This is a genomic window from Streptomyces sp. TSRI0107 (assembly GCF_001905845.1).
Taxonomy (GTDB): Bacteria; Actinomycetota; Actinomycetes; order Streptomycetales; family Streptomycetaceae; genus Streptomyces.
Genome location: NZ_LIVZ01000005.1, coordinates 538496 through 560553, shown reverse-complemented (window position 1 = coordinate 560553; position 22058 = coordinate 538496). Strand labels below are relative to the sequence as shown.

Annotated in this window: 14 protein-coding genes; 3 read left to right on the top strand and 11 right to left on the bottom strand. The window is 72.1% G+C overall.

Translation table 11 applies throughout. The features are described 5' to 3' along the window. Position 1 precedes the first annotated feature (1 nt). Together AMK31_RS16260 and AMK31_RS16255 are read right to left on the bottom strand one after the other, a co-directional pair. Positions 2-1939 (bottom strand): acyl-CoA dehydrogenase family protein, encoded by a 1938-nt coding sequence (locus AMK31_RS16260; RefSeq protein WP_073941229.1) that lies wholly within the window; start codon positions 1937-1939, stop codon positions 2-4. A gap of 110 nt (positions 1940-2049) precedes the next feature. Next, positions 2050-2235 (bottom strand): hypothetical protein, encoded by a 186-nt coding sequence (locus AMK31_RS16255; protein WP_073941228.1) that lies wholly within the window; start codon positions 2233-2235, stop codon positions 2050-2052. A gap of 155 nt (positions 2236-2390) precedes the next feature. Here AMK31_RS16255 and AMK31_RS16250 point away from each other — a divergent pair, with 155 nt between their 5' ends. Together AMK31_RS16250 and AMK31_RS16245 are read left to right on the top strand one after the other, a co-directional pair. Then, positions 2391-3407 (top strand): LacI family DNA-binding transcriptional regulator, encoded by a 1017-nt coding sequence (locus AMK31_RS16250; RefSeq protein WP_073941227.1) that lies wholly within the window; start codon positions 2391-2393, stop codon positions 3405-3407. A gap of 89 nt (positions 3408-3496) precedes the next feature. Then, the gene (locus AMK31_RS16245) at positions 3497-5539 is read left to right on the top strand and encodes a glycoside hydrolase family 31 protein (RefSeq protein ID WP_073941226.1); all 2043 of its coding nucleotides are present in this window, start codon (positions 3497-3499) and stop codon (positions 5537-5539) included. Positions 5540-5595: 56 nt separating this feature from the next. Here AMK31_RS16245 and AMK31_RS16240 read toward each other — a convergent pair whose 3' ends face one another. From AMK31_RS16240 to AMK31_RS16210, 7 genes are all read right to left on the bottom strand, one after another. Next, positions 5596-6309, bottom strand: coding sequence for a glycoside hydrolase family 12 protein (locus AMK31_RS16240; RefSeq protein ID WP_073941225.1), 714 nt, complete (start codon positions 6307-6309; stop codon positions 5596-5598). A gap of 35 nt (positions 6310-6344) precedes the next feature. Continuing rightward, positions 6345-8540 (bottom strand): glycosyl hydrolase family 95 catalytic domain-containing protein, encoded by a 2196-nt coding sequence (locus AMK31_RS16235; RefSeq protein WP_073941224.1) that lies wholly within the window; start codon positions 8538-8540, stop codon positions 6345-6347. Then, positions 8537-10501: a beta-galactosidase gene (locus AMK31_RS16230; RefSeq protein WP_073941223.1), complete on the bottom strand. Its 1965-nt coding sequence runs from the start codon at positions 10499-10501 to the stop codon at positions 8537-8539. Before AMK31_RS16230 ends, AMK31_RS16235 begins: the two co-directional genes overlap by 4 nt. Then, positions 10501-12732 (bottom strand): WD40/YVTN/BNR-like repeat-containing protein, encoded by a 2232-nt coding sequence (locus AMK31_RS16225; RefSeq protein WP_073941222.1) that lies wholly within the window; start codon positions 12730-12732, stop codon positions 10501-10503. The genes AMK31_RS16230 and AMK31_RS16225 overlap by 1 nt, the downstream gene beginning before the upstream one ends. 128 nt (positions 12733-12860) lie before the next feature. Then, positions 12861-13799 carry a carbohydrate ABC transporter permease gene (locus AMK31_RS16220; RefSeq protein ID WP_073941221.1) on the bottom strand — a complete coding sequence of 313 codons (939 nt, stop codon included), beginning with the start codon at positions 13797-13799 and terminating at the stop codon, positions 12861-12863. Then, entirely contained in the window at positions 13796-14830 is a 1035-nt protein-coding gene (locus tag AMK31_RS16215; protein ID WP_073941220.1) for an ABC transporter permease, read from the bottom strand. Before AMK31_RS16215 ends, AMK31_RS16220 begins: the two co-directional genes overlap by 4 nt. A gap of 26 nt (positions 14831-14856) precedes the next feature. Beyond that, entirely contained in the window at positions 14857-16545 is a 1689-nt protein-coding gene (locus AMK31_RS16210) for an extracellular solute-binding protein (RefSeq protein WP_073941219.1), read from the bottom strand. A 358-nt stretch (positions 16546-16903) separates the two neighbouring features. On the opposite strand from AMK31_RS16210, the gene AMK31_RS16205 reads away from it, so the two are divergent. Continuing rightward, complete coding sequence (locus tag AMK31_RS16205; RefSeq protein ID WP_073941218.1) at positions 16904-19741, top strand: glycoside hydrolase family 3 protein; 2838 nt, start codon at positions 16904-16906, stop codon at positions 19739-19741. Positions 19742-19825: 84 nt separating this feature from the next. Here the strand turns inward: AMK31_RS16205 and AMK31_RS16200 are convergent, their stop codons facing one another. Both AMK31_RS16200 and AMK31_RS16195 read right to left on the bottom strand, forming a co-directional pair. Further along, positions 19826-20359: an MFS transporter gene (locus AMK31_RS16200; protein WP_073941217.1), complete on the bottom strand. Its 534-nt coding sequence runs from the start codon at positions 20357-20359 to the stop codon at positions 19826-19828. Between the two features lie 253 nt (positions 20360-20612). Further along, positions 20613-22058 carry an aldehyde dehydrogenase family protein gene (locus tag AMK31_RS16195; protein ID WP_073941216.1) on the bottom strand — a complete coding sequence of 482 codons (1446 nt, stop codon included), beginning with the start codon at positions 22056-22058 and terminating at the stop codon, positions 20613-20615.

The following is a 22058-nucleotide window of genomic DNA, read 5'->3' as shown; positions in this document are numbered from 1 at the left end:
GTCACTCGGGGATGGTGCGGCGGACGTCGGGGCGGGGGGTGTCGGGTGCGTGGGTGTCGGCGATCCAGGGGCCGTCGTCGGAGGGGTCGACGATGCCCGCCTCCAGCCACTCGTAGCTGCCCGCCAGGACGTTCTTGACCAGCTTGTTGTCCAGGTCGTCCGTGTTGTTCCACAGACGGGCGAAGAGGGCGTCGACGCGGACGCGGGCCTGGCGGCAGAAGGCGTCGGCCAGCTGGTAGGCCTCGCGGCCGTGGTCGCCCTGGCTGCGCAGGAGTTCCGCGCGCACACAGGCGGCGCTCATCGCGAACAGTTCGGCGCCGATGTCGACGATCCGGCCGAGGAAGCCCTGCTTGGTCTCCATCCGGCCCTGCCAGCGGGACATGGCGTAGAAGGTGGAGCGGGCGAGCTTGCGGGAGGTGCGTTCGACGTAGCGCAGATGCGGGGCGAGGTCGGCGCCGTGCTGGAACTCGGCGTAGGAGCGGGGCAGCTGGCCGGGGCCGGCGATCAGCTTGGGCAGCCACTTGGCGTAGAAGACGCCCGCGTTGGCGCCCGCCTTCGCCTTGTCGGAGAGGGACTTGTCGGGGTCGATGAGGTCGCCGGCGACGGAGAGGTGGGCGTCGACCGCCTCGCGGGCGATCAGCAGGTGCATGATCTCGGTGGAGCCCTCGAAGATGCGGTTGATGCGCAGGTCGCGCAGCATCTGCTCGGCCGGAACCGCGCGCTCGCCGCGTGCCTTGAGCGACTCGGCGGTCTCGAAGCCCCGGCCGCCGCGGATCTGGACGAGTTCGTCGGCCATGAGACAGGCGGTCTCGGAGCCGTACAGCTTGGCGAGGGCGGCCTCGATGCGGATGTCGTTGCGGTCCTCGTCGGCCATCTGGGAGGACAGGTCGACCACGGCCTCCAGGGCGAAGGTGGTGGCCGCGATGAACGCGATCTTCGAGCCGACGGCCTCGTGCAGGGCGACGGGCTTGCCCCACTGCTCGCGGACCGCGGACCACTCGCGGGCGATCTTCAGGCACCACTTGCCGGCGCCGACGCACATCGCGGGCAGCGAGAGGCGGCCGGTGTTCAGGGTGGTCAGGGCGATCCGCAGGCCCGCGCCTTCGGGGCCGATGCGGTTGGCGGCGGGGACGCGTACGCCCTGGAAGCGGGTGACGCCGTTCTCGAGGCCGCGCAGGCCCATGAAGGCGTTGCGGTTCTCGACGGTGACGCCCGGCGAGGCGGTCTCGACGACGAACGCGGTGATGCCGCCCTGGTGGCCCTCGGACCTCGGCACCCGGGCCATCACCACGAGCAGGTCGGCGACCACGCCGTTGGTGGTCCACAGCTTCACCCCGTCGAGGACGTACTCGTCCCCGTCGGGTACGGCGGTGGTGGCGAGGCGGGCCGGGTCGGAGCCGACGTCCGGCTCGGTGAGCAGGAACGCCGAGATGTCGGTGCGGGCGCACCGCGGCAGGAACGTCTCCTTCTGCTCCGGCGTGCCGAAGAGTTTCAGCGGCTGCGGTACGCCGATCGACTGATGGGCGCTCAGCAGGGCGCCGACCGCCGGGCTGGCCGAACCGGCCAGGGCGAGGGCCTTGTTGTAGTACACCTGGGTGAGTCCCAGGCCGCCGTACTTGGGGTCGATCTTCATACCGAGGGCGCCGAGTTCCTTGAGGCCCTGGATGGTGTCGTCGGGGATGCGGGCCTCGCGTTCGATGCGGGCCGAGTCGATGCGGGTCTCGCAGAAGTCGCGCAGCCGGGCCAGGAACTCCTCGCCGCGCCTGACGTCCTCGTCGGCCGGGAGCGGGTGGGGGTGGATGAGGTCGAGGCGGAAGCGGCCCAGGAACAGTTCCTTGGCGAAGCTGGGCTTGCGCCAGTGCTGTTCCCGGGCCGCCTCCGCCACCTGGCGGGCCTCACGTTCGGTGACGGTGGGTCGAGTGGTGGGGGTGGCGGACATGAGGCTCACCTCGCCGCGAATCGGGATCAAGGTCCAATTGGTTACCGACGGGTGCTACGCGATCGTATGTACCCGATAACGGACTGTCGCACCACCCCGCGCGCGACCGTTCAGTCGATGCCGACCGAGTAGCGGTGGGCCTTCCAGCCGATGTCGCCCTGGTGGATGTCCCACACCGCGCCGCCCCGGCGGCTCGGCCAGATCATGGTCTCGTCGGCGGGCTGGTCCCGCCAGTCGGCGTCCTTCTCGGCGTGCGGCCACAGGCCGTGGCCCCGGCCCCGGAGGTTGTTGTTCACTGCGGGGGGACGGAGAGGTTGCCGGGGAGAAAGGAGTCGAAGCGCTTCGACAGCCTATGGACACCCACCTCCGCTGGAGCTACTGTCGAACCACCCTCACCCGCCGTAGTTCGCATTGCGCGTTGTCGAAGCGCTTCACACAGCTTGGAGAGCGGATGGTCACCCTCGCCGAGGTCGCCCAGCACGCCGGAGTCTCGGCGAGCACGGTGAGCTATGTCCTCAGCGGCAAGCGGTCCATCTCCGCGACCACCCGGCAGCGGGTCGAGCAGAGCATCCGGGAGCTGGGCTACCACCCCAACGCCGGTGCCCGGGCCCTGGCCAGCAGCCGGTCGAACATCATCGCGCTGATGATCCCGCTGCGCACCGACATGTACGTGCCGGTGATGATGGAGATCGCCATCGCGGTGGCCACCACCGCCCGCACCCACGGCTACGACGTCCTGCTGCTCACCGGCGAGGAGGGGCCCGACGCGGTGCGCCGGGTCACCGGCAGCGGGCTCGCGGACGCGATGATCCTGATGGACGTCGAGCTGGAGGACGAGCGGCTGCCGCTGCTGCGCGGCACCTCCGACCAGCCGTCCGTGCTGATCGGACTGCCCGCCGACACCACCGGGCTGACCTGCGTCGACCTCGACTTCGCGGCGACCGGCGCGCTGTGCGTGGAGCATCTGGCGTCGCTCGGCCACCGCGACATCGCCGTCATCGGGGAGGCCGCCGCGGTGTACGAGCGGCACACCGGCTTCGCCGAGCGCACCCTCGACGGACTGCGCGCCCGCGCCCGCGAGCTGGGGCTGCGGGTGCTGCACCGGCCGTGCGAGGGCGGGTACGACGCCATGGCGGCGACGCTCGCCCGGATCTTCGACGAGCGTCCGGCGACCACCGGGTTCGTCGTCCAGAACGAGGCGGCGGTCGAGCCGCTGCTCGCGCTGCTGCGCCAGCAGGGGCGGGCCGTGCCCGAGGACGTGTCCGTGGTCGCCGTCTGCCCGGAGCAGGTCGCCGTCCAGGCGTCGGTCCGGCTGACGTCGGTCGCCATCCCCGCCCAGGAGATGGGCCGGCGCGCCGTGGAGCACCTGGTCGCCAAGCTGGACGGGCGGGGCGGCGACCGAGTCGTCCTGCTCCCGCCCGAGCTGACCATCCGCGCGAGCACGGGACCGGCACCCGCCGCGTCCTGACGGCGCTCCCCGTCCCCGGCCCGCCACGCCCGCCGGGGCACTCCTCTCCGCCCCTGCCGGGGCACCCCCATGTCTCCAGGAGACGCCACGTGATTCAGCCTGCCGAAACACAGCCCAAGGTCAGCCTCGCGCAGTCCTCCCCGACCGTCGGCACGTTCCGCGAGCGGGACGGCGCGCTGGAGTGGAGCGGCCGCCAGGAGACGCTGCGGATCGAACCGTGGGGCCCGGACGCGGTCCGGGTCCGGGCCCGGCTGGGCGGCCCGGTCCTCGAAGGACTGCCGGGCGCGCTGCTCGACGCCGCCCCGCCCACCGAGAGCACCCTGAAGATGGGCGACGGCGAGGCCCGGCTGACCGTCGGCGCGCTGACCGTGCACGTCGACGCCGAGGGCCTGGTCCGCTTCCTGCGCAGCTCCGACGGCGGCGAGCTGCTGGCCGAGGAACGCGCCCACTTCTGGTGGCCGGGCCCGCGGCTGTACACCGCCGTCGGCAACGGCCACCACCGCCTCGAACAGCGCTTCGCCGCGTACGACGACGAGCGGCTGTACGGCCTCGGTCAGCACCAGCACGGCCGGCTGGACCAGAAGGGCCTGGTGCTGGACCTGGTCCAGCGCAACGCCGAGGTCGCCATCCCGGTGCTCACCTCCAGCCGCGGCTACACCCTGCTGTGGAACAACCCGGCGATCGGCCGGGTGGAGCTGGCGCACAACGGCACCCGCTGGGTGGCCGACTCGGCCCGGCAGATCGACTACTGGATCACCGCGGGCGACCCGGCCGGCGCCCAGCGCCGCTACAGCGCGGTGACGGGCCGCACCCCGATGCTGCCGGAGTGGGCGGCCGGTTTCTGGCAGTGCAAGCTGCGCTACCGCACGCAGGACGAACTCCTCGCGGTGGCCCGTGAGTACAGGCGCCGGAACCTGCCCATCGACGTGATCGTCTGCGACTTCTTCCACTGGACGCACCTCGGCGAGTGGAAGTTCGACCCGAAGGAGTGGCCGGACCCGGCGGCGATGGTCCGCGAGCTGGACGAGCTGGGCATCAAGCTGGTGGTGAGCGTCTGGCCGTCGGTGTCGCCGCTGAGCGAGAACCATCCGCTGATGGAGCAGCGCGGCTATTTCATCGGCACCCAGTACGGGCCGACGGCGCACGCCGACTGGCCGGACAAGGAGGTCGCGTCGACGGTCCAGGTGGCCTTCTACGACGCGACGAACCCGGAGGCACGGGAGTTCGTCTGGTCCCGGGTCCGCGACAACTACCTCGTCCCGTACGGCATCAAGGCGTTCTGGCTGGACGCCTGCGAGCCGGAGCTGAAGCCCGGCTTCCAGGAGAACCTGCGTTACTGGGCGGGTCCGGGCCTGGAGGTCGGCAACCTCTATCCGGCGGAGAACGCCCGCGCTTTCCACGAGGGCCTGAAGGAGTCCGGCGAGGACGAGATCATCACCCTCAACCGCTCGGCGTGGGCGGGCAGTCAGCGCTACGGCGCCGCCCTGTGGTCCGGTGACATCGGCACCGACTTCGCGACGCTGCGCCGTCAGATCGCGGCCGGCCTCAACACCGCCCTGTCGGGCATCCCCTGGTGGAACACCGACATCGGCGGCTTCCACGGCGGCGACCCGGACGACGAGGCGTACCGGGAGGTGATGGTCCGCTGGTTCCAGTTCGGCGCGCTGTCCCCGCTGATGCGGCTGCACGGCTTCCGCGACCCGGGCATGCCGCTGGGCCCGGAGATGACCGGCGGCCCGAACGAGGTGTGGTCGTACGGCGAGGAGGCCGGCGCGATCCTGGAGCGCTATCTGCGGCTGCGGGAGCGGCTGAAGCCGTACGTCATGGAGGTCATGCGCGAGGCCCACGAGGAGGGTCTGCCGGTGATGCGGCCGCTGTTCCTGCTGTTCCCCGGGGACCAGGCCGCCTGGTCGGTGGACGACGCCTATCTCTTCGGCCGGGACCTGCTGGTCGCGCCGGTGCTGACGGCGGGGGCGACGGCCCGCACGGCCTATCTGCCGGCGGGCGCGGTCTGGACGGACGCGTGGACCGGTGAGACGTACGAGGGCGGCAGGGCCGTGACGGTCGACGCCCCGCTGGACCGCATCCCGCTGTTCCTGCGGGACGGGGCGCGGCTGCCCGTGACGGAGTAGCCGCACCGTGCGGGGGCGCCCGGAGAGGGGACCGGGCGCCCCCGGTACGGCGGGTGTCAGCCGCCGCTGACGGTCAGGTTGTTGGTGACGAAGTCCAGGCCGCCGGACGACGAGGTGATCTCGTAGCCGAACTGGACGTCGCCGATGGTCTCGTTGCCCATCCAGCCCTTGGTGTCCTTGATCCACTTCAGGATCGGCAGGATGTTCACCGAGCCGGAGGTGGAGTCGGAGGTCCGCAGGAACGAGAAGACCTCGTTGGCGCCGTTGTCGCCCTTGTAGACGTTCCAGGTGTGGCCGCCGAGGGTGACGCTGCCCTGGGAGGTGCCGAGCGGGCCGACGGCGCCGTTGTGGTTGACCCAGAGCATGATCTCGTAGTCGTAGTCGGTGTCCCAGATGTCGTACGACGTGTTGTAGGCGCCGGACGACGGGACGGTGACGTTGTAGTTGCTGGTGAGCGAGGTCAGCGAGGTGATCGGCTTGTTGATCACCTTCTTGGAGTTGGGGTAGGACTTGATGCCGCCGGTGTTCGGGTGGTTCGCCCAGACGCCCCAGTTGGTGCCGGAGTTGGCCCAGACGCACTGGCTGCCCGCGCCGGATCCCCAGATGTTGTTGTAGAGGGTGTAGCCGTTCAGGGTGGTGTTGCCCCACTGGTCGCAGGAGTTCCAGACGGCTGCCTGGGCGGGGGCGGAGGCCAGGCCGACGGTCGCGCCGAGCGCGAGGGCGGGGGCCAGCAGGGCCTTGGTGATCCTGCTCGGTACGCGTGTTGCCATGGTGTCCCTTCCATGGGTGGGGGGAGTTGCGGGGGTCACCGCGTCCTCAGGTCGAGGACGCGGTCCTCTCCGGCGACCAGGTCGAGCGGCTCGGCGCCGGAGGGGGTCCTGAGTTCCACGCGGGCGGTGCGGGAGGGCCGTACGACCGCGGTCGTCCCGTCGGGGCGCCAGGCGAGGTCGACCGTCGCGCCGAACCGGGTGCGCACGCCCCGCAGTTCGCCCGCCGGAAGGCGGGCGGGGAGGGCGGGGAGCAGGACGAGCCGGTCGGGGGTCGACTGGACGAGCATGTCGATCAGTACGGCGGGCAGGGTGTGCGCGGCGTCCGCGTTGTAGACGTCGCGCCTCGGATAGTGGGCGCTCATCAGGGAGGCGTGGAAGAAGTCGCCGGCCAGCACCTGGTCGAGCGCGTGCGCGACCCGGTCGGCGTCGCGGAGGCGGGCGGCGATCAGGGCGTGGTGCAGATGGCCGTGCGCGGAGTCGTTCTCGGCGCCGCGCAGTTCGAGCGCCCGGTGGGCGGCCGCGGCCAGGCCGGGGGTGTCGTAGGGGTTGATCTCGTCCAGCGGCCAGACGCCGTACAGGTGGCTGAGGTGGCGGTGGTCGTAGGAGTCCTCCAGGCCGGGCCGGGCCCATTCGGCGAGGGCGCCGTCCTCGTTGATCCGGTGCGGGGGGAGCCGGTCGGCGAGGGCACGCCAGCGGCCGGCGTGCTCGGGGTGGTACGCGGCGGCGGTCAGCAGGGCGTGCCGGGCCGCGGAGAGGTCCATGGCCGCGTCGACCGTCCCCCAGCTCGCGTTGGCCGGGCGGTTCTCCGGCGAGTAGGAGGGGACGATCACGAGCCGGCCGTCGGCGTCGGTGCGGGTGAGGAAGTCCTCGTAGAAGAGGGCGACTTCGGCGAGCGCGGCGGCGGTGCGCGGGTCGCGGGTGCCGTGGGTCTCGTCGTGGTCGACGAGCGGCTTGAGCAGCCAGTCGGCTCCGGCGGTCCACAGGTGCAGGGGGTATTCGCGGCTGAAGTGGTACGTGTGCCCGGACTCGCCGTCGGTGTGGGCGGGCGCGACGACTCCGCGCGCGCCGAAGACGGCGCGGGCGTTGTCCCGCCAGTCGTCCAGCTGCCCGTGCACGAGGGCGGCGTGCGCCTCGGTCACCTCGGGCAGGGCGGCGGCCGCGGCGGAGGCGGTCTGGAGGCCCAGGTTGGCGTCGTTGGTGAACGCGCCGGACCAGGCGGTGTTCCAGTCGCCGGTCCACAGGCCGACGAGGCGGGGCGGGAGCATGCCGCTCGCGGACAGCAGGTGGTACCGGCCGGCGGCGAACAGGCGCTCCAGCAGCGCCGGGCTCTGCGGGCGGGCCAGCAGCTCGGAGCCCGGCAGGGCGCGCTCGGCCGGGTCGGCGGCCAGGTCGAGGGTGACGCGGCGGTAGGCGGCGCGGTGCCGGGCGGTGTGCCGGGCCAGGAGTTCGTCGTAGGAGGTGCCGTTCAGCAGGTCGCGCAGGGCGCGGCCCTCGGCCAGTACGTCCAGCTCGCCGGTGTGGCGGCGCACCCGGGTGAGGAGCAGCACGGACGCCGCGCCCTCGACGCGGGCGCCGGGCGGCGCGAGCCTGGTCGTGCCGCCCTCGACGGCGGCCAGGGTGACGCCGGTGTAGGCGAGGTCGCCGTCCGGGTAGCGCACGCGCAGACTGAGCAGGGCGCCCTCGGGGATGAGGACGGCTCCGTCGCCGACGCCGAGGCCGTGCGGGGCGCCGGGGAGGCGGGGGTCCAGGCACAGGTCGGCGGTGAGGCCGGGGGCGGTGACCCGCTGGACGATCACGTCGTCGGCGCGGGAGACGAAGACGCGGCTGGTCCAGCCGTCGTGGACGGCGGTGACCTCGCCGGTGGTGAAGTCGACCGACCGGCGGTAGGGCGCGTCGCGGGTGTCCGCGCGGCGCAGGCGGGTCCGGAACGCCGGGTGGAAGGGGCGCACCCATTGCAGGGGGCGGCCGTCGGTGAAGGTCTCGGCGGCGGTGGTGTCGCCCGCGAGCAGCCGGTCCTGGAGGGCGGCGAGCCCGGCGGCGAGCTGGGGCGGGCGGCGGCGGTGGTCGTCGCCGTCCGGGCGGACGAGGGTGTGATGGGTGACGATGACCCGGTCGTCGTTCGGGTCACCGAACACAAGGGCGCCGTGCCGGCCGTTGCCGCTGAGGAAGGCGTCCTCCCAGCGGCCGGCCGGCCGGGGTTCCCAGGTGGCGTGCACGGGTGTGGTGCTCATGGCCGCAGCACCGCCACGCCGTAGCGGTCGAGGCGGACCTCGTCCGTCACCGTCGTCCCGGTGAGCAGGTCGTGGTGGCGGCCCGGCACGGGCACGGTCACCGGCTCGCGGCCGTGGTTCAGCACGAACAGCAGCCCGCCGCGGCGGACCGCCTCCACCGTGGCCGGGAGTCCGTCGAGGACCGGGCGCACCCCGGCCTTGGCCGCGGCGCGGGACAGCAGGGCGCGCAGGGCGTCCGGCTCGGGGAGGGTGGAGAGGTACCAGGCGCGGTCCCTGCGCAGCAGCGCGGGCAGCCCGTCCAGCTCACCGCCCTTGTAGGGGACGGTCTCGGTGACGTCGTCCGCGGCCTCGATCTCCTCCGACCACAGCGTGCCGCAAAAGCCTTCGCACTCGGCGGTCTCCCCCTCGTCCAGCGGCCACCACTCGTGCAGCACGCGGATGCCGAACAGCTCCCGCAGCCGGGCGTCCATGCCGCCGGGGCGGACCCGGTCGTCCTCGTCGGCGACGCCGGTGAGGAAGCCGCAGACGAGGGTGCCGCCCTCGCGGACGTAGCCGAGCAGGTTCTCGATCGCCGCGTCGGTGAGCAGGTAGAGCTGTGGGACGACGACCAGGCGGTAGCGGCTCAGGTCGTGCTCGGGGTGGGCGAAGTCGGTGGTGAGGTGGGCCTCCCACAGGGCCCGGTGCCAGGCGTGCAGCACGGCGGGGTGGTCGACCCGGGTGGACGGGCGGCCGTCCTGGGCGCCGGCCCACCAGGCGTGCCAGTCGTGCAGGATCGCCACGTCCGCGGTGATGCCGGTGCCGGTGACCTCGCCGAGCTTTCGGAAGTCCGCGCCGAGCCGCTTGACCTCCTGGAAGGTGCGGCCCCGCTCCCCCGCGTGGCTGACCATCCCGGAGTGGAACTTCTCCGCGCCCTGCCGGGACTGCCGCCACTGGAAGTAGCAGACGGCGTCCGCGCCGCGGGCCACGGCCTGGAGGGACCAGAGCCGGTTGAGCCCGCGGGGCTTGGGGTGGTTGACGCCGCGCCAGTTGACCGGGCCCGCCGCCTGCTCCATCAGCATCCAGGGGCCGCCCGCCTGGGAGCGGGTCATGTCCTGGACGAGGGCGCCGTGCTGCGCGCCGAGCGGGTCGCGCGGGTCGGGGTAGAGGTCGACGGAGACGACGTCCTCCTCCTCGGCCCAGCGCCAGGCGTCCTGGCCCGTCCACAGCGGCATGAAGTTGGTGGTGACCGGGAGGTGCGGGGTGTGCCGCCGGACGATGTCCCGTTCGGCGGTGTAGCACTCCAGCAGCATGTCGGAGGTGAAGCGCCGGAAGTCCAGCACCTGTGCGGGGTTGTGCAGGTAGTGGGCGCGGCGGGGCGGGATGACACCGTCCCAGGTGTCGTAGCCCTGGCTCCAGAAGGCGGTGCCCCAGGCGGTGTTGAGGGCGTCGAGGCTGCCGTAGCGGCGCCGGAGCCAGGTGCGGAAGCGGGCGGCGGCCTCGTCGCCGTGGTCGAAGGTGCAGTACTCGTTGTTGATGTGCCACATCGTGAGGGCGGGGTGGCCGCCGTAGCGGGCGGCCAGGTCCTCGGTGATGGCGGCGGCGTGCCGGCGGTAGACGGCGCTGGAGTGCGAGAAGTGCTGCCGTCCGCCCCAGTGCTCGGTCCGGCCGTCGGCGTCCCGGGGCAGGGTCTCGGGGTGCAGCCGGCCGAGCCAGGGCGGGGGCGAGGCGGTGGGGGTGGCGAGGACGACGCCGATGCCGTGGTCGTGCATCAGGTCCATCAGCGTGTCCAGCCAGCCGAACTCCCGTGCCCCGGGCTCGGGTTCCAGCTTCGACCAGGAGAAGACGCCGAGGGTGACGGAGTTGACGCCGGCGTCCTTCATCAGCCGGACGTCCTCGTGCCAGGTCTCCTCGGGCCACTGTTCGGGGTTGTAGTCGCCGCCGAAGAGCAGCCGGCCGCGGGTGGCGGTGTTCAGGCCGGGCATCAGACGGGCTCCCCGTACTGGATTCCGCGGCCGTTGGTGGCGAGGTAGACGCGGCCGTACACGCGCGGGTCGCCGGTGATCGTCTCGCCGGTCCAGCCCCACTGGTGGGCGTCGTCGTTGATCCGCAGCCAGCTGCCGGCCTCGTCGTCGGAGCGGTACACGGCGGTGACGGCCTCCGTGGCACCCACCATGTAGAGCGCGGGGTAGTCCGCGCCGTCGGCGGCCTTGCCGAAGCCGAGGGTGTACGAGGCCCAGCAGCTGCCGAGCTTCGCGAAGCTCGCGCCGCCGTCGGTGGAGCGGTACAGCCCGTTCCACTTGGCGCTCAGCCACAGGTCACCGGACCGGCCCGGGGCCGCGACCACCCTGAACTGGGTGTCCCCGGAGGGCAGTCCGCTCGCGCGGGCGGTGAAGGTGCGGCCGCTGTCGGTGCTGGCGAGCAGTGTGCCCGTGTCGGTGTCGTACGCGTAGAACAGCGTCGGGTCGACCGGGTCGGCGACCGGTGTGGCGCCCTTCGGGAAGGAGGCGACCTCGGTCCAGGCGGCTCCGTTGTCGGCGGAGCGGCAGGCCGGGTACCTGGTGCCGTCCCAGTGCACGAAGGTCCACAGCAGCACGGTCCCGTCGGCGTTCACGGCGATCGGTCCCGGCGCGTCCTTCGCGAGGTCCGGCTGGGCGGCGAAGGGCGCCCAGCTGCGGCCGCCGTCGGTGGAGTACGCCCCGTTGCCGTGGTCGCCCCAGCCGGTACGCACCACGTACGCAGGCTTGCGGGCCGCCTGCGCGAGCCCGGTCGACGTGCCGGTCACGGGGTTCGCGGCCATGCCGCGCGACGGGGACGCGGTCAGCCGCTCGTGGTACATCACCCCGATGTCCCCGAGCCCGCTGATCAGGTGCGCCCGCCCGGCCGGCGGCGAGACGAGCTGCCGTACGGCGCTCTCCTCCAGGCCGCGGATCCACGGCGCCCAGTGCCTGAGGTCACGGGTGCCGTACAGGGTGGCGCCGGTGCCGTAGACGATGTGACGGGAGTCGTACGGGTCGACGGCGAGCGCCTGGATCCACCAGCCGAACTTGGGCCTGTCCTCACCCCACTTCAGGTACGGCGTCTCGGACACGTCGAGGACGGCGGACTCCTTGAGGGAGGTCCAGGTGCGCCCGCCGTCCGTGGACCGGTACAGGGTGTCGACGGCGGCCCAGCGGTTGTTGGTGGAGACGACGACGGTGCCGGGGCGGCGGGCGTCGACGGCGACACCGCCGTAGCCGAAGGTGTCGGCCGACCCTCCCCCACTGCTCAACGCGTGGGAGGTGCCCCCAGGGTTGGTGCCGCCCGGCCTCACCGGCGTCACCTCGGTCCACTCGCCGCCGGCGGTGGACAGCTTGTGCACACTGCCGTCGGACTGGCCGTTGGGGCCGGGCGCGTCGGCGTACGTCACGTACAGCTCGCGGGCGTGCCGGTCGTACGCGGCGCGGATCGGCACCTTGGCGGCCGGGCCGGCCGGCTGCCCGGGTACGGCCTCCCAGGTGCCGCCGTCCGCCGTGCGGAAGAGGTGCGCCGAGGTGCCGTCGCCCCAGCCGGCGTAGACCACGCGGCCCGCCGCGACCAGGAAGGTGATGCCCTGCCCGGAGGCGTCGGGGGCGGGCGGGAAGCCGGGCGCGGGTGCCCAGCTCGCTCCCCGGTCCGTCGACTTCAGCAGTCCGTCGTGCCGGGTGCCCAGCCACAGGGTGTCGCTGTCGCGCGGGTCGACGAGCAGCCGCTCCCCCGCGCCCCGGCCGTCCTCGTTGGCGCCGAGCTTCACCGTGAGGTCGGTGCGCCGCCAGCTGGCGCCCCGGTCCTCGGAGCGCAGCACGGCACCGTTGCCGGCCCACGACTGGGTGTACGTGCCGACGGCGAGGTAGAGCCGGTCCGGGTGCGCGGGGTCGACGGCGATCGCCTCGACGCCGGTGAGGTTCCAGTCGTCCCAGCCGATGTGGTCGGTCAGCGGCGTCCACCGCGCGGCCCGGTCGTCCCAGCGGTAGGCGCCGCCGATGTCCGTACGGGCGTAGGCGAGTCCGCGCACGGCGGGGTGGAAGAGGACGCCGGTGATGAATCCGGTGCCGCCGATGACGACGTTCCGCCAGCGGTAGGCGGGGGCGGTCCCGGCGGCCCGGGCGGTCCCCTGGAACGCCGGCAGGGCGGTGATCGCGGCGGCGGCAGCGGTCCCGGCGAGGACGGTTCTTCTGCTGGGGCGGGGCGTGTGCATGACATACCTCGGTTCTGATGAAGAGAGGGCAGGAGGAGTTACCCAGGGGCGCGGGGAACTGCGCGACAAGCCACCACGGACCCGCGGCCGCCAGGAGACAGAAGCCCCCTGTTGCGACCGCGCCCCGCTCAGCCCTTCACCGCGCCCGTCAGCATCCCCTTCTTGAAGTGCTTCTGGACGAACGGCGAGACGATCGCCACCGGCAGCAGCGCGAGCACCATCACCGCCATCTGCACCGCCAGCGCGGAGATCTGCCCGGTCCTGATCGCCTGGCTCATCCCCACCGGCTGCTCCTGCTTCTGCACCAGCTGGATCATGACGTTCTGCAGCGGCATCATGTCCTGGTCGGTCAGGTAGATCGACGCGTTGAACCACGCGCTCCAGTAGCCGACGGCGTAGAACAGCGTGATCACCGCGATCACGGCACGCGACAGCGGCATCACGATCTTCCACAGGATCCGCCAGTCCCCCGCCCCGTCGATCCGCGCGCTGTCGATCAGCTCCGGCGAGATGTTCATGAAGAACCCGCGCAGCACCAGGATGTTGAAGACGCTCACGGCACTCGGCAGGATCAGCGCGAGATAGGTGTCGGTGAGCCCCAGCGACTGCACCAGCAGATACGTGGGGATCAGCCCGGCGCCGAAGAACATCGTGGCGAGCAGCGTCATCAGCAGCCAGCGGTGCCCGAGCGAACCGGTGCGGGAGAGCCCGTACGCCGCGAGGACGGACACCGTCATCGAGAACAGCGTGCCCACGAGGGTGACGACGAGGCTGACCACGGTGGCCCGGGTGACCTGGCCGCCGCTCAGCAGTTCCTGGTAGGCGACGAAGGTGATGTCCCTGGGGATCAGCACCAGGCCGCCGGCCTCGGTGATGGTCTGCTTCGAGGACAGACTGGTGACGACGACGATCCACAGCGGGAAAAGCACGGCGAGGCAGGCGCCGGCGAGGACGATGCCCTTGCCCGCGAGTCCGGCGCCGCCGGGCCGCTCCTCCCAGACGGGCCGCGGCGGGGCGTCCCACCAGCGGGGTTCGCGCACCTGCCGGTCGTCGATGACGGCGGTCACTTCTTGTACACCCCCTGCTCGCCCATCATGTGGGCCACCTTGTTCGCGGCGAGCACGAGCGCGACGCTCACCAGCCCCTTGATCAGGCCCGCGGCTGCGGCGAAGCCGAAGTCCTGGTTGCGGACGCCGTTCCACCACACATAGGTGTCGAGGACCTCCGCCGCGCCGGGTCCGACCGCGTCGCGTTGCAGCAGGATCTGCTCGAAGCCGACGGTGAGCGCGTCGCCGACCCGCAGCACCAGCAGCAGCGCGATCACGGGACGCAGGGCCGGCAGCGTGACGTGCCACATCCGCCGCCAGCGCCCGGCGCCGTCCATGGCCGCCGCCTCGTACAGGTCGGGGCTGACGGAGGCGAGGGCGGCGAGGAAGACGATGATGCCCCAGCCCGCGTCCTTCCAGACGCCCTCGGCCGTCACCAGGAACTTGAAGATCCCGGGGTCGGTCATGAGGTCGAAGCCCTCGTACCCGTGTCGGCGCAGCGTCTGGGCGATGATGCCGGCGCCGCCGAAGATCTGCTGGAAGACCGTGATGACCAGCACCCAGGAGAAGAAGTGCGGCAGGTAGAGGATCGCCTGCGCCACCGCCCGCACCCGGGGCCTGATCACGCTGTTGATGAGCAGCGCCAGCAGGATCGGGACCGGGAAGAACAGCACCAGTTGCAGGAGGAACAGCACCAGTGTGTTCCGCACCGCGTCCCAGAACGCCGAGTCCTCGAAGATCCGCTGGAACTGCTCGAAGCCCACCCAGGGGCTCTCCAGGATGGCGACGAACCCGTTGTCGCTGATGTAGGGGTCGTACTCCTGGAAGGCGACGACGTTGCCCAGGATCGGTATGTAGTTGAAGACCAGGACCAGCGCGACGGCCGGCAGGGTCATCAGGATCAGCGTGCGGTCGCGGCGCAGCCTCAGCCGCAGGCTCAGCCTGCCCGGCCGTCTCTCCGGGCGCCGCGTGGCGGCGGTGCCGGCCGTCTCCGCGACGGTCCTCTTCGTCTTCGCCTCGTCCCTGCTGCGAGGCACCGTGCTGTGGGACACGGCCTTCTCCTTGCCTCAGCGCCGGGTCACTGCGCGGAACCGTTGTCGTCGAGCAGCTTCTGGTACCAGTCGCGCAGCTTGTCGCCGCCCTGCTTCTTCCAGTCGGAGACGGCCTGCTGCATGTCGCCGGTCTTCTTGCGGCCGCGGACGATGTCGTCCTCCAGCTGCTCGAAGTCGTTGGAGAGGTTGGTGAAGCGGGCCGGTTCGGTGATCTGCATGCCCCAGAACGCGGACTTCCTGGTGAAGCCGCCCATCCGCTGCTGCCACTCCACCTGCTCCTTCGCGATCTCCGGGAAGTCCGGGTGCGCGATGGTGGCGGCGGGGCTGGCAAGCATCACGTAGGCGTTGATCACCTCCTGGTTGCCCTTGTCGTTCTTGACGGGCATGCCGTCCTCGACGGTGTAGTGCGTGCCCTCGACCCCGTAGTTGGTGAGCATGTACTCCTTGGTGCCGTACGGGGCGGCGGTGACGTTCGCGGCGGCGAGCACGTCCTCGATGACGGCCTTGGACGCCTTCTTGTTGACGAAGGCGAAGATGCCGGCGGGCGATCCGGCCCACAGCCGGGGGTCGCCGCCGTCGTGGGCGAAGATGTCCATGCCGGAGATCCGGAAGTCCGGGTTCTGGGTGGACTGTTCGGCCATCTTGCCCCACCAGTCCGAGATGTTGTTGTTGTACATCAGCACCTGGCCGGAGGTGAACCGGTCGGCCGCGGTGCCCTGGTTGGCCGCCTTGGCGTCGGGGTGGACCACTCCGGCCGCGTAGAGCTTGCGGGTCCACTCCAGCGCTTCCAGGTACTCGTCGGTCTCGACGCGGTAGACCAGCTTGCCGTCGACCTGGTTCCAGCCGAGCGGCTTCTCGCTGCCGGACAGCACGCCGAAGATGTTGAAGGCGGTCCACTTCATGTCGTCGCACGCCCACACCTTCGCCTTGGCGTCGGTGATGTCCTTGGCGAAGGACAGGAACTCGTCGGCGGTGCGCGGGAGTTCCCAGCCCTCCTTGTCGAAGACGTCCTTGCGGTAGAAGGGCACGATGCCGGTGACGGAGGGGGCGGGCTGGGGCAGGCCGCGCAGTCTGCCGCCGAAGATGGAGTACTGCCAGGCCTCGGTCGGGATGGCGGCGAGGTTGGGGTACTTCTTGACCGCGTCGCCGGAGAGGTAGGGGCCGAGGTCGGCGAACTTGCTGATGATGGCGCTGGGTATCTTGCCGCCCATGTTCCAGCTGGGGATCACCACGACGTCCGGCATGTCACTGGAGGCGAGGACCGCGCCCAGCTTCTCGTCGTAGGTGATGCCGTCCTGGTTCTGCCAGGAGATGTCGACGCCGATCAGGTCGTTCATCGCCTTGTAGTAGGGGTTGTCGCCCTTCGGCGGCGAGCCCCAGAACGGCGACATGATCCGGATGGAACCGCCCTTGCCGAGCTTCTTCGGCACCGAGGTCTTCAGGTCGGCGAGTTCCAGCTTCCGGGTGAAGCCGATCGCGGAGCCGTTCTTCGCCGGGATGTCCGGGGACACCACGTTGCTCGCCACGTACGCCGGCAGCAGCTTCTGGGCCTTCTTGCCCGACGTGGTGCCTTCGCGGGAGTCGCCGTCGTCGGAACCGCCACAGGCGGCGAGCAGCGGCATGCCCCCGGCCACCGCTGCGGTGGCGACCGCCGTGGAGGCGAGGAAGCTTCTCCGGCTCGGGCCGGAGGAGGCGGAAGCGGCGTTCGGCGTCATTGCGTCAACCCTTCGTGGCGCACCAGGACACCCGGCGGTGGGGCCGTCGGCTGCGGTGTCTTGAGTGGAACTGGCTGAGCTGAAGCGTCACTTCGACTTTTGAAGGTGGGCGGCGTCGAAGCGCTTCGATGTTGCTGCGAGGTTAAGTGAACCCCCGGGGGTGCACAAGGGCCCGTTCCCAAGATTCCTCGAAGCCCGCGGGTCCGGGCGCCGGGCTGGACCCGACTCCTACATCCCTTGAAATGTCGGCGGGATCCCGGAGTTGTTGCCCCGCGATGTCTTGACACCCACCCGGGGACGAATGAGCATCGAAGCGCTTCGAAAGCGCCTCGCCGCTCCATCGCAAGGGGAACCCCACGTGACCGCACAAACGCCGCCTACGCCGCCTTTCCGCGATCCGCGACTGCCGTTCGCGAAGCGCATCGACGACCTGCTGGCGCGGCTCACCCTCGACGAGAAGGTCTCCTTCCTGCACCAGTTCGCGCCCGCCGTGGAACGGCTCGGCATCGCCGCGTTCCGCACCGGGCAGGAGGCCCTGCACGGCGTGGCCTGGATGGGCCCGGCGACCGTGTTCCCGCAGGCGGTCGGCCTCGGCGCGACCTGGAACCCGGAGCTGGTGCGCCGGGTCGGCGACGCGGTGTCGAAGGAGGTCCGCGCGATGCGGGCCCGCGACGAGCGGGTCGGCCTCAACGTGTGGGCGCCGACGGTGAACCTGCTGCGCCACCCGCTGTGGGGCCGCAACGAGGAGGGCTACTCCGAGGACCCGAAGCTGACCTCGGCGATCGCCACCGCCTACACGCACGGCCTGCGCGGCGACCACCCGGCGTACTGGCGCACGGCCCCGGTCCTCAAGCACTGGCTCGCGCACAACAACGAGACGGACCGGGACACCACCTCGTCCTCGGTGCGCCCGCGCGTCCTGCACGAGTACGACCTGCGGGCCTTCCGCGACACCGTCGAGGCGGGCGCGGTCGCCGGGGTGATGCCGGCGTACAACCTGGTCAACGGCCGCCCGAACCACGTCTCCCCGTATCTGCGCGAGCAGCTGCGCGCCTGGACGGACCAGGACCTGCTGGTCTGCTCGGACGCGGGCGCGCCGTCCAACCTGGTCGACTCCGAGCACTACTTCGACACCCACGAGGAGGCGACGGCGGCGGCCCTGCTGGCCGGCGTCGACAGCTTCACCGACCACGGCACGGACGGCTCGAAGATCACCGCCCGGGTGCGCGGCGCCCTGGAGCGGGGCCTGCTGACCGAGGCGGACGTCGACACCGCCGTCCGCCGCCAGCTCTCGGTCCGCTTCCGGCTCGGCGAGTTCGACGGGTACGAGGAGGCGGGCGCCTTCGACACCGCGGAGCACCGGGACCTCGCCCGGGAGACGGCGGAGCAGGCGATCGTGCTGCTCAGGAACGAGGGCGTGCTGCCGCTGGCGCCCGGCGCCCGGATCGCGGTCGTCGGCCTGCTCGCCGACGAGTGCAAGCTGGACTGGTACAGCGGCACGCTGATCCACCGCTCCACCCCGCTGGAGGGGCTGTACGAGCGGTTCGGCGCCGAGCGGGTGACGTTCGCGGAGGGCGTGGACCGGGTCCGGCTCCGGACGGCCGACGGCTCGTACGTGTGCGTGCCGCGAGCCGAGGACGCGGACGAGCGGGTGCGCGGCGCCGAGGGCGCGCTCGACCCGGCGCTGCTCGCCGGCCGCACCGACCTGCCGCCGCTGACCACCGACGGCACCGGCACCGAGCTGGCCCTGATCGACTGGGGCGAGGACGTGCTGACCTTCCGAGCGCCCGACGGCCGGTACGTCTCCGTCGCCGAGGATGGCCGTGTCCGCGCCTCCGCGGACCAGCCCGGCGGCTGGATCGTCCAGGAGACGTTCCGTCTCGAACCCCATGGGAACGGCCACCTCCTCCGGCACCTGGGTACGGGACACCACGTCTGTGTCGCCGCGGACGGCCTGAAGGTTGCCGCGCCCGAGGAGTCGGAGCCGGCGGTCTTCGAACTGGTCGTCGCCGAGCGCGGCGAGGACGCGGTGTCACGGGTCGCGGCCGAGGCGGACGTGGTCGTGGTGGTCGCGGGCAACGATCCGCACCTCAACGGCCGTGAGACGGAGGACCGTACGACGCTGCGGCTGCCGGAGCACCAGCGGCGCCTGCTGAACGCCGCCCGGGCCGCCAACCCGAACACGGTGACGGTGCTGGTGTCGGCGTACCCGTACGCGGTCGACACCGACCGCCTTCCGGCGCTGCTGTGGACCGCCCACGGCGGGCAGGCCGCGGGCACCGCCCTGGCCCGCGTCCTCGCCGGTGACGTCTCGCCCGCCGGCCGCCTCCCGCAGACCTGGTACGCGGACGACGCGGACCTGCCCGGCCTCCTCGACTACGACGTGATCGGCAGCCGCCAGACGTACCTGTACTTCGAGGGCACGCCGCTGTTCCCGTTCGGCCACGGCCTGTCGTACGCGGAGTTCTCGTACGACGGCCTGGCGGTCCGGGTGGACGACGCCGCGGTGGAGCTGTCCTTCACGGTCACGAACACCGGCGCGGTGGCCGCCGACGAGGTGGCCCAGCTGTACGTGCGCGCGGCGGACCCGTCGGTGATCCGGCCGCGCCGGGAACTGCTGGACCACGCGCGGATCACGCTGGCCCCGGGTGAGTCGCAGGACGTCTCCTTCCAAGTCCCGCTGTCCGCCTTCGCGTTCTGGGACGTGGCGCGGGGCAGGTGGCGCCTGGAGTCCGGCCCGTACGAACTGCTGGCCGGCGCTTCCTCGGAGGACGTCCGGCTGCGTACGACGGTGACGCTGGACGGCGAGCCCGCCATGCCCCGCGCGGTGGCCGAACGCGGCCTGGACGCGGCCGGCTTCGACGAGCAGAGCGGCACGGAGATCGTGGACCGGACGAAGACGGCCGGGGACGCGGTGACGCCGGCGGCGGCCGGAACCGGCGAACTGATCTACCGGAACTGCGACTTCGGCGACGGGGTCACCGAGGTGTCGGTGGAGGTGGCGGGCGCCGGGGGCGTCGTCGAGCTGTCGCTGGACGGCGGCCCGGTGCTGGCGGCGCTGACGCTTGCGGCGCCGACGTCCGGCCCGTACGACTACACCCGGGTGACCGCCGGGATCGACGCGCGGGGCGTGCACGACGTCCACCTCAGGCTGCGCGGACCGCTGCGGCTCGCGCACGTCGGCTTCTCCGGTTGAGGGTCCGGACCAGGCCGACACAGAGAGGGGCCCGGCACCGGAAGACCTCGGTGCCGGGCCCCTTCGGGGCGGTGGACCCGCCCCTCACCGGCCGGCGTCGGCCGCCACCGGCGCGCCCTTCGCCGGCGCCCCGGACGAGCGGCGCTGCGCGGCCCGTACGCCGGTGAGCTGGAGGATCAGCCCGAGGAAGGCCGCCACGGCCGCGCACAGCGGGAGTACGGCGCCGCTCCAGCCGAGGGAGAAGGCGATACCGCCGAGACCGGAGCCCACCGCGCTGCCGAGGTAGAGGGCGGACTCGTTCAGGGCGACGGCGACCGAGCCGCCGCGCTCCCCCCGGGCGAGGAGCAGGTCGTTCTGCTGCGGGACCTGGAGCGCCCAGCCCGCGGCACCCCACACGGCGATGGGCAGCAGGGCGAGCAGCGGGGTGACCGCCGCGGCGGGCCGCAGCAGGGCGAGGGAGAGGGTGAGCAGGCCCAGGATGCCGACGACCAGCAGGTACGGGCGGCGCACCCGGTCCACCAGCGGGCCGATGAGGACGCTGCCCAGGACGCCGCCGATGCCCCACGCCCACAGGTAGGGGGTGATGTTGCCGACGTCGCCCATGCTGCCGGTCGCCATGACCGGCGCGATGTAGGCGAGCGGATCGCGGGTGAGCGCCCGTCAGTTCGCGCTGCTCGCCCAGGACAACTGGTTCGCCAGTGAGCGGGCCTGGCGGCTGGCCGGCGTCGACTGCGACCGGACCCGCCGGCGGACGTGGCGTCCTGGGGACGGTGGTACCGGGAGCACCTCGGTACCGGCGCGCGGGCATGACAACGGCCGGAGCCCCCGCACAGTGGGCTCCGGCCGTCGGCCTGTTACCGCGTCGTCCCGGTCAGAGAGCGAGACCGGTCAGGACGAGCACCCGCTCGTAGGTGTAGTCGTCCATGGCGAACCGGACGCCCTCGCGGCCCACGCCGGACTGCTTGGCGCCGCCGTACGGCATCTGGTCGGCCCGGTAGGAGGGCACGTCGCCGATGACCACACCGCCGACCTCGAGGGCGCGGTGGGCACGGAAGGCGACCTGGAGGTCGTGCGTGAACACACCGGCCTGGAGGCCGTACTTGGAGTCGTTGACGGCGGCGAAGGCCTCCGCCTCCCCGTCCACCTTCTGCACGGTGAGGACCGGTCCGAAGACCTCCTCGCGGGCCAGGGTGGTGCCGGCGGGGACGTCGGTGAGGACGGTGGGCGCGTAGGAGGCGCCGTCCCGCTTGCCGCCGGTGAGCAGGGCGGCACCGGCGTCCACGGCCTCCTGGACCCAGGCCTCGACGCGCTTGGCGGCGTCCTCGCTGACCAGCGGGCCGACGTCGGTGGCGTCGTCGCTCGGGTCACCGGTGACCTGGGCCTCGACGGCGGCGACGATGCGCGGCAGCAGCCGGTCGTAGACGGAGGCGTCGGCGATCACGCGCTGCACGGAGATGCAGGACTGGCCGCCCTGGTAGTTCGAGAAGGTGGCGATACGGGTCGCCGCCCAGTCGAGGTCGGCGTCGGAGGCGTAGTCGCCCAGCACGACCGCGGCGCCGTTGCCGCCCAGCTCCAGGGTGCAGTGCTTGCGCGGCACCGAGTCCATGATCGCGTAGCCGACCTGCTCGGAACCGGTGAAGGAGATGACCGGCAGGCGCTCGTCCTGGACGAGGGCGGGCATCCGGTCGTTCGGCACCGGCAGGATGCTCCAGGACCCCGCGGGCAGCTCGGTCTCGGCCAGCAGCTCACCCAGGATGAGACCGGAGAGCGGGGTGGCGGGCGCGGGCTTCAGGATGATCGGCGCACCGGCGGCGATGGCGGGGGCCACCTTGTGGGCGCACAGGTTCAGCGGGAAGTTGAACGGCGCGATGCCGAGGACGACGCCCTTGGGGAAGCGGCGGGTGAGCGCGAGCCGGCCCTGACCGCCCTGGTCGGTGTCGAGCCGCTGGGCCTCGCCGCCGTTGAACCGCCGGGCCTCCTCGGCCGCGAACCGGAACACGGACACGGCACGGCCGACCTCGCCGCGGGCCCACTTGATCGGCTTGCCGTTCTCGGCGGAGATCAGCTGGGCGATCTCCTCGGTGCGCTCGACGAGCCGCTTGCTGACGTGGTCGAGGGCGGCGGCACGTACGTGGGCGGGCGTGGCGGCGAACTCGTCGCGCACGGCGTACGCGGCGGCCACGGCCTCCTCGATCTGCGCGTCGGTCGGCACACCGACCTGGCCGACCAGCCGACCGTCCCACGGGTTGCTGACGTCGAAGGTGGCCTCGCCGGTGACCGGACGGCCGGCGAGCCAGAAGGCGTGGGTGGAGGTCAT

Bases quoted from the DNA above. Each gene is read 5' to 3' on its own strand.
- AMK31_RS16260 (WP_073941229.1), bottom strand. From the start codon at position 1,939: ATGTCCGCCACCCCCACCACTCGACCCACCGTCACCGAACGTGAGGCC.
- AMK31_RS16240 (WP_073941225.1), bottom strand. From the start codon at position 6,309: ATGGCAACACGCGTACCGAGCAGGATCACCAAGGCCCTGCTGGCCCCC.
- AMK31_RS16230 (WP_073941223.1), bottom strand. From the start codon at position 10,501: ATGCCCGGCCTGAACACCGCCACCCGCGGCCGGCTGCTCTTCGGCGGC.
- AMK31_RS16210 (WP_073941219.1), bottom strand. From the start codon at position 16,545: ATGACGCCGAACGCCGCTTCCGCCTCCTCCGGCCCGAGCCGGAGAAGC.
- AMK31_RS16200 (WP_073941217.1), bottom strand. From the start codon at position 20,359: ATGGCGACCGGCAGCATGGGCGACGTCGGCAACATCACCCCCTACCTG.
- AMK31_RS16235 (WP_073941224.1), bottom strand. From the start codon at position 8,540: ATGAGCACCACACCCGTGCACGCCACCTGGGAACCCCGGCCGGCCGGC.
- AMK31_RS16195 (WP_073941216.1), bottom strand. From the start codon at position 22,058: ATGACCTCCACCCACGCCTTCTGGCTCGCCGGCCGTCCGGTCACCGGC.
- AMK31_RS16225 (WP_073941222.1), bottom strand. From the start codon at position 12,732: ATGCACACGCCCCGCCCCAGCAGAAGAACCGTCCTCGCCGGGACCGCT.
- AMK31_RS16250 (WP_073941227.1), top strand. From the start codon at position 2,391: ATGGTCACCCTCGCCGAGGTCGCCCAGCACGCCGGAGTCTCGGCGAGC.